This is a genomic window from Streptomyces sp. NPDC058685 (genome assembly GCF_042714725.1).
Taxonomy (GTDB): Bacteria; Actinomycetota; Actinomycetes; order Streptomycetales; family Streptomycetaceae; genus Streptomyces.
This window is the reverse complement of sequence record NZ_JBHXSL010000035.1, coordinates 74,695-81,604: the sequence shown is the minus strand read 5'-3', so window position 1 is coordinate 81,604 and position 6,910 is coordinate 74,695. Positions and strand designations below refer to the sequence as shown.

Genomic DNA, 6,910 nt, shown 5'->3' with positions numbered 1-6,910 from the left:
GCCCGGCACAGTGTGTGCCGGGCCCTCCCGCATGCGTGGGTGCGCTATGAGGCGTCGTGGGCGCCCGGGCCGCGGATGCCGAGAGCTTCCGTGGTCGCGGGGTTCACCAGCAGCACCAGACCGGACACGGCGACGACCGCGGTCACGATGCCGAGCGGGATCAGCGCGCCGGAGGAACGCAGCAGCGTCCAGGCCGGGATCAGGGCCATGAGGTGGGTGATCAGCGCGGGGCCCCGGCTCCAGCTGCGCTGCCGCAGCAGTCCGCGGGCGGCGGTCAGCGGGATCGCGCCGAGTGCGATGAGTGTCACTCCGCCCATCTCCGCCTGAGTGGGGCTGTCCGGCCGGCCGAGCAGGCCCATGACGAGCAGATAGACGCCGCCCGCGACAAGAGCCAGCCCTTCGAGGCCGGACACCGCGGCAGCGGCGGTCAGGCGGACGGGACGGGGGGTCTGGTCGGTGCTCACCCCAGCAGGGTAGCCCGCCCCCAGGTCCCGGACTGGGCCAGGTACCGCACGGTAGGTACTCTGCATCGCATGCGCGCACTCCTCGTGGTCAATCCGGCAGCAACCACCACCAGTGCCCGCACTCGGGACGTACTGATCCACGCGCTCGCCAGCGAGATGAAGATAGAAGCGGTCACGACCGAGTACCGCGGCCACGCCCGCGACCTCGGGCGCCGGGCGGCCGATTCGGACGACATCGACCTGGTCGTCGCTCTCGGTGGCGACGGCACGGTGAACGAGGTCGTCAACGGTCTGCTGCACCGCGGCCCCGACCCGGACCGTCTCCCCCGTCTCGCCGTCGTCCCCGGCGGATCCACCAATGTCTTCGCCCGTGCGCTCGGCCTGCCGAACGACGCCGTGGAGGCCACCGGCGCGATTCTGGATGCGCTGAGTGACCAGAGCGAGCGCACCGTAGGACTGGGGCTCGCCTCCGGCACGCGGGGGACCGAGGACGAGGCGACACCCGAGCGGTGGTTCACCTTCTGCGCGGGGCTCGGTTTCGACGCCGGAGTGGTCGGCCGGGTCGAACAGCAGAGGGAGCGCGGCAAGCGGTCGACGCACGCCCTCTATCTGCGCCAGGTGGCACGCCAGTTCTTCGACGACCCCCATCGCCGCCACGGGTTGATCACCCTGGAGCGCCCCGGCGCGGACCCCGTCAGCGACCTCGTGCTCTCCATAATCTGCAACACCGCTCCCTGGACCTACCTGGGCAATCGTCCGGTGTACGCGTCCCCGGAGGCCTCTTTCGACACGGCGCTGGACGTGCTCGCACTGTCCAAGATGTCCGCCCCTTCGATGGCCCGTTATGCGACCCAGCTGCTGACGTCGAGCCCGGAGCGCGGGCCGCACGGTAAGCACGCGGTCACACTGCACGACCTGACGGACTTCACCTTGAAATCCAAGGTTCCACTGCCCTTCCAGATGGACGGCGACCACCTGGGACTGCGTACCAGCGTGACGTTCACAGGCGTACGCCGTGCACTGCGTGTGATTGTGTGAGTGGAAGGCCCGAACCGCCTTTATCTCGAACGTATGGGCTGGGCTCCACCCCATAGAAGTACGGCTGTGACCTAGTCGACACCGAGGAATCAAAAAAAACTTTCCGGAAGGGGTTGTATCCGCCGCCGAGGTTTGCGAATCTCTACATGGCGATCGGGACGGCCCGCAGGATCGGCCCCACAGACCGCCAGAACCCCTCCCAAAACCTCAGGACCACGCCGGTTCGTCCGGCAGTCGGCCCTTCCGTTGCGGGGGGATTCGTGAAAGCGTTCACATTCACAAGCAACGTGCATGTAATACCAAGGAGAGGTAGCAGCCATGGACTGGCGTCACAACGCCGTTTGCCGCGAGGAAGACCCCGAGCTCTTCTTCCCCATCGGCAACACCGGTCCTGCGCTGCTGCAGATCGAGGAAGCCAAGGCCGTCTGCCGTCGCTGCCCCGTCATGGAGCAGTGCCTGCAGTGGGCGCTCGAGTCCGGCCAGGACTCCGGCGTCTGGGGTGGCCTCAGCGAGGACGAGCGCCGCGCAATGAAGCGCCGCGCCGCTCGCAACCGGGCGCGTAACGCAAGCGCCTGATCGCCACCGCTACGAGCCTGAGCCCGGCGGCACGTACAGAGCGTACGCATACCCCGCCCCCGAGCCGCAGCGCGCAGCAGTAGACCCAACAGCATTCGAGCCCCGGACCGTATCGATTACGGTCCGGGGCTCGCTGCTGTGACGGACCGCCCGGGCATTGCCGACGCGGCCCGAGCCCGACTGCCGCGCCCCGGTGGCTACTTGTGCGCCTGCACCGGTATGTCGAGCACGACCCGCGTCCCGCGGCCCGGTCCGGACACCGGCACCATGTCGAAGGTGCCGCCCAACTCGCCCTCCACCAGCGTCCGGACGATCTGAAGACCGAGGTTTCCGGTCCGCTGCGCGTCGAAGCCCTCGGGCAGTCCGCAGCCGTCGTCCTGGACGGTGATGAGCAGCCGGCTGTCCACCCGCTGGTCGCCTCGTACGGCCGACACCTCGACCGAGCCGTGTCCGCCCGCCGGGTAGGCGTGCTCCAGGGCGTTCTGCAGGATCTCCGTGAGCACCATGGCCAGAGGTGTGGCCACCTCGGCGTCCAGGATGCCGAAGCGGCCGGTGCGGCGGCACTCGACCTTGCCGGGGGAGATCTCGGCGACCATCGCGATGACGCGGTCGGCGATCTCGTCGAACTCCACCCGCTCGTCCAGGTTCTGCGAGAGCGTCTCGTGCACGATGGCGATGGAACCGACGCGCCGCACCGCCTCGTTGAGCGCCTCCCGGCCGCGGACGGAGTCCATCCGGCGCGCCTGGAGCCGCAGCAGGGCCGCGACCGTCTGAAGGTTGTTCTTCACCCGGTGGTGGATCTCCCGGATGGTGGCGTCCTTCGTGATCAACTCGCGCTCGCGGCGACGCAGTTCCGTGACGTCGCGCAGCAGGACGAGGGACCCGATGCGGGTGCCCTTCGGCTTGAGCGGAATGGCGCGCAGCTGGATGACCCCGCCGTTCCCCTCGACCTCGGTCTCCCGAGGGGCGTAGCCGCTGGCCAGTTTGACCAGGGCCTCGTCAACGGGGCCCCGGGAGGGGGCGAGTTCGGCGGTCGTCTGGCCGAGGTGGTGGCCGACGAGATCGGACGCGAGGCCCAGACGGTGGTACGCGGAGAGGCCGTTGGGGCTGGCGTACTGGACGACGCCGTCCGCGTCGAGCCGGATGAGGCCGTCGCCGACGCGCGGGGAGGCGTCCATGTCGACCTGCTGGCCGGGGAAGGGGAACGATCCTGCGGCGATCATCTGGGCGAGGTCGGACGCGGATTGGAGGTAGGTCAGCTCCAGCCGGCTCGGGGTCCGCACGGTCAGCAGATTCGTGTTGCGGGCGATGACGCCGAGAACCCGGCCCTCGCGCCGGACGGGGATGGACTCGACCCGTACCGGCACCTCCTCGCGCCACTCCGGGTCGCCCTCGCGCACGATCCTGCCCTCGTCGAGCGCGGCGTCCAGCAGTGGGCGCCGGCCGCGGGGAACGAGATGGCCGACCATGTCGTCCTGATAGGAGGTGGGGCCGGTGTTCGGCCGCATCTGGGCCACGGACACATAGCGCGTCCCGTCGCGGGTGGGCACCCACAGGACGAGGTCGGCGAAGGAGAGGTCGGAGAGCAGCTGCCACTCCGAGACCAGCAGATGCAGCCACTCGAGGTCGGATTCACTCAGGGCTGTGTGCTGGCGTACGAGGTCGTTCATGGAGGGCACAGGTGCGAGCGTACCCGCGGTACGGAGTGCGGGTTTCGAACAGACCTCGGCGCCAGGGCCGGAAAACGGCCGGTCATGGTGGAGGATGGGCCAAGAACTATGCTCTGCAGATGGATGGACATCCTAGAATGGTCTAGTCCACAATGAAGTGATAAAGCTTCCGCCCTCCCCGCACAGGAGGGTGGAGCGAGGGCACGGCGCTCTCTGCCCTGACTGCGCCGGGACCTCTCACACGGCCGCGTGGGACCGCACACCCACCGGTCGAGAAGCTCCGGGCTGCGGTGCCGGACGGGCTGAGGGTCCCGTCAGGCGCCGCGGCCCGCGGGTGTTTCCGGGGGCTGTTCTCGCGGCTGATGCACGGTCGTGGAGGCCCTCCAGGGGGCCTGCGGCATCGCCACCGGCCCTCCGGCGCACCCTCGGGGCATCCGGGTCACGGACCCCCTCAGCGCGTCTCCGTCACCTTCGCCAGCGCCCTCGGCGCGTCCGGGTCCTGGCCCCGCGCGATCGTCACCTCGTACGCCAGCCGCTGGAGCGGCAGGATCTCCAGAATCGGCTGGAGCTCCTCCGGGACACCCTCCGTGGGGAGCGTGAAGCCCGCGGACGCCGCAGAGACCTGCGGAGCCGGGCCGATCACCATCAGGTCCGCTCCGCGGCCGCGGAGCCGGTCGAGGACCGGCTGGAGCGCTTCGCCGCCCCGGCCGTCGGTCACCACCGCGATCACCGGCGAGATGTTGTCCACCATCGCCAGCGGACCGTGCAGCAGGTCCGCTCCCGAATAGGAGAGCGCGGGGATGTAGCTCGTCTCCATGAGCTTCAGCGCGGCCTCCTTCGCGGTGGGGTAGCCGTAGCCGCGCGAGGTGATGACCATGCGCTCGGCGAACCGGTAGCGGGACGCCAGCTGCCGCACCTCGTCCTCGCGGGCCAGCACCTGGGCCGCGAGGTCCGGCAGCGCCTTCGCGGCCGCCCCGTCGCCGCCGCGCAGCCCCTCCACGAACAGGTAGAGCGCCAGCAGCGAGGCCGTGTACGTCTTCGTCGCCGGGAGCGCCCTCTCGGGGCCGGCGAGGATGTCGATGTGGAACTCCGACACCGCCGCCAGCGGGGAGTCGGGGTTGTTGGTGACGGCGAGCGTGATCGCGCCGGCCTCACGGGCCGCCTTCGTGGACGCCACCAGGTCCGGCGAACCGCCGGACTGGCTGACCGTCACCACCAGCACATCGGTCAGATTCGGCCGCGCGCCGTACGCGGTCGTCGTCGACATGGAGGCCAGTCCGCACGGCAGTCCCAGCTGGATCTCCAGCAGGTACTTCGCGTACAGCGCCGCGTTGTCCGACGTGCCGCGCGCCGTCAGCAGCACGAACCGCGGGTTCTTCGCCGCGATCGCCGACGCCACGTCGCGGATGCGCGGCGCGCCCTGCTCCAGAATGCGCCGCAGCACCGCCGGTTGCTCTGCCATCTCGCCGGACATGATTCGGCCCGGACGCTCGCTCTGGCCGGCCGAATGCGTGGCGGACATGCTCGGTGCCTCCTGTGGCAATCCTTGCGCCGGGGCCCGGGGGCCCTGCCCCCGGGCCCCGGCACTGCACGGTCCGCGTCGGTCAGGCCCCGGCCGCCCTGCCGGTGATGACCTCCGCGGCGGCCCGTCCGCAGACGCGGGCGGCGCCATGGGTCGCGATGTGCAGGGCTCCCCTCGGCTGCGCGCGGTCGACGCCCATCTCGACCACGACCGTGTCCGGCCGGGCCTCGACGAGTGCGTCCAGCGCGTCCGCCATCCAGGGGTGGCGGTGAACGTCGCGTACTACAGCGACGATCCTACGGTCCGCCGCCATACCCAGCACATTTGCCACCAGTGCGGCTGTTCCGGACGTGTCGCCGTAGGTGTCGGTGGTGGTGCCCGGCAGCAGCGCGGCCAGTTCGGAGGCGACGCCCCAGGGCGTCTCGTCGCCGACGGCGATGTTGGCGACCGGGGTGAACGCGGCGACGTAGGGCGCCTCGTCGACGGGCCGGTACGGCACTTCGCCGGCGGTCACCTTCACCGCCCGCCGCGCCGCGATCAGTCCGACGTCGTTGCCGGGCGCGGTCCCGCCCGGCTGCGCCGGGGTGGGAGCCGCGCCCGGCTCCCCTCCTGCCCCCCTGGCCCGTCGTGTCCAGTCGGCGAGGGCGCGCACACGCGCGGCCGCGTCGGCCAGCCGCTCCTCGGGCAGTTCGCCGTCCCGTACCGCCGTGACCAGCGCGTCGCGCAGGCGCAGTACGGTCCCCTCGTCGGCGAGGCCGCCACCGACACAGATCGCGTCGGCACCGGCGGCGATCGCCAGCACGGAGCCGCGCTCGATGCCGTACGTCGAGGCGATGGCGTTCATCTCCATGCCATCGGTGACGATCAGCCCCTGGAAGCCCAGCTCTTCGCGCAGCAGACCGGTGAGGATCTGCGGGCTCAGTGTTGCCGGGCGGTTCGGGTCGAGCGCGGGTAGCAGGATATGCGCGCTCATCACCGCTTTGGAACCCGCCGCGATCGCCGCGCGGAAAGGCAGCAGGTCGCGGGCGTGCAGCGTGTCGAGATCCACATCGATTCGGGGCAGCGCGTGGTGCGAGTCCACATTGGTGTCGCCGTGTCCGGGGAAGTGCTTGACACAGGCGGCGACGCCGGCGGCCTGGAGGCCCTCGACGTACGCGACGGTGTGCCGGGCGGCCAGCTCGGCATCCGCGCCGAAGGACCGCACACCGATCACCGGGTTGTCGGGGTTGGCGTTGACGTCGGCGGACGGCGCCCAGTTGAGGTCGACGCCGCACTCGGCGAGCCGGCGGCCGAGCTCCCGGGCGACGTCCCGGGTGAGGCCGGTGTCGTCCACCGAGCCGAGGGCGTAGTTGCCGGGGAAGGACGACCCGGTGCGCACCTCGAGCCGGGTGACGTCCCCGCCCTCCTCGTCGATCGCGACGAGGACGTCGTCCCGCTCGGCCCGCAACCGCGCGGTGAGCGCCGTCAGTTGCTCCGAGGTGACGATGTTGCGGCCGAACAGCCCGACGGCCGAGAGCCCTTCACCGATCTGCCGGAGCAGCCACTCGGGGGCGGTGGTGCCGAGGAAGCCGGGCTGGAGGACGGCGAGTGCGTCACGGGTGAGGGTGTCCGAGGATCCACGTACGAGTGTGGTCATGGCG

At 70.7% G+C, this 6,910-nt stretch carries 6 protein-coding genes; 2 read left to right on the top strand and 4 right to left on the bottom strand.

All coding sequences use genetic code 11. From position 1 onward, the window contains the following. Positions 1-44 precede the first annotated feature (44 nt). The gene (locus ACFWU3_RS25250) at positions 45-464 is read right to left on the bottom strand and encodes a hypothetical protein (RefSeq protein WP_384441824.1); all 420 of its coding nucleotides are present in this window, start codon (positions 462-464) and stop codon (positions 45-47) included. A 69-nt stretch (positions 465-533) separates the two neighbouring features. Between ACFWU3_RS25250 and ACFWU3_RS25245 the strand changes: the two genes are divergently transcribed. Both ACFWU3_RS25245 and ACFWU3_RS25240 read left to right on the top strand, forming a co-directional pair. Continuing rightward, positions 534-1,502, top strand: coding sequence for a diacylglycerol/lipid kinase family protein (locus ACFWU3_RS25245; RefSeq protein ID WP_384441821.1), 969 nt, complete (start codon positions 534-536; stop codon positions 1,500-1,502). A 318-nt stretch (positions 1,503-1,820) separates the two neighbouring features. Then, on the top strand, positions 1,821-2,078 hold the full coding sequence (locus ACFWU3_RS25240; protein ID WP_003953983.1) for a WhiB family transcriptional regulator: 258 nt from the start codon (positions 1,821-1,823) through the stop codon (positions 2,076-2,078). A gap of 197 nt (positions 2,079-2,275) precedes the next feature. On the opposite strand, the gene ACFWU3_RS25235 is transcribed toward ACFWU3_RS25240, so the two are convergent. From ACFWU3_RS25235 to ACFWU3_RS25225, 3 genes are all read right to left on the bottom strand, one after another. Further along, entirely contained in the window at positions 2,276-3,748 is a 1,473-nt protein-coding gene (locus tag ACFWU3_RS25235; protein ID WP_384441839.1) for a sensor histidine kinase, read from the bottom strand. 451 nt (positions 3,749-4,199) lie between these two features. Next, positions 4,200-5,270 (bottom strand): SIS domain-containing protein, encoded by a 1,071-nt coding sequence (locus ACFWU3_RS25230; protein ID WP_384441818.1) that lies wholly within the window; start codon positions 5,268-5,270, stop codon positions 4,200-4,202. A gap of 82 nt (positions 5,271-5,352) precedes the next feature. Then, positions 5,353-6,906, bottom strand: a complete 1,554-nt coding sequence (locus ACFWU3_RS25225) for a glycoside hydrolase family 3 protein (protein ID WP_384441815.1) — start codon at positions 6,904-6,906, stop codon at positions 5,353-5,355. Between the last annotated feature and the right edge of the window lie 4 nt (positions 6,907-6,910).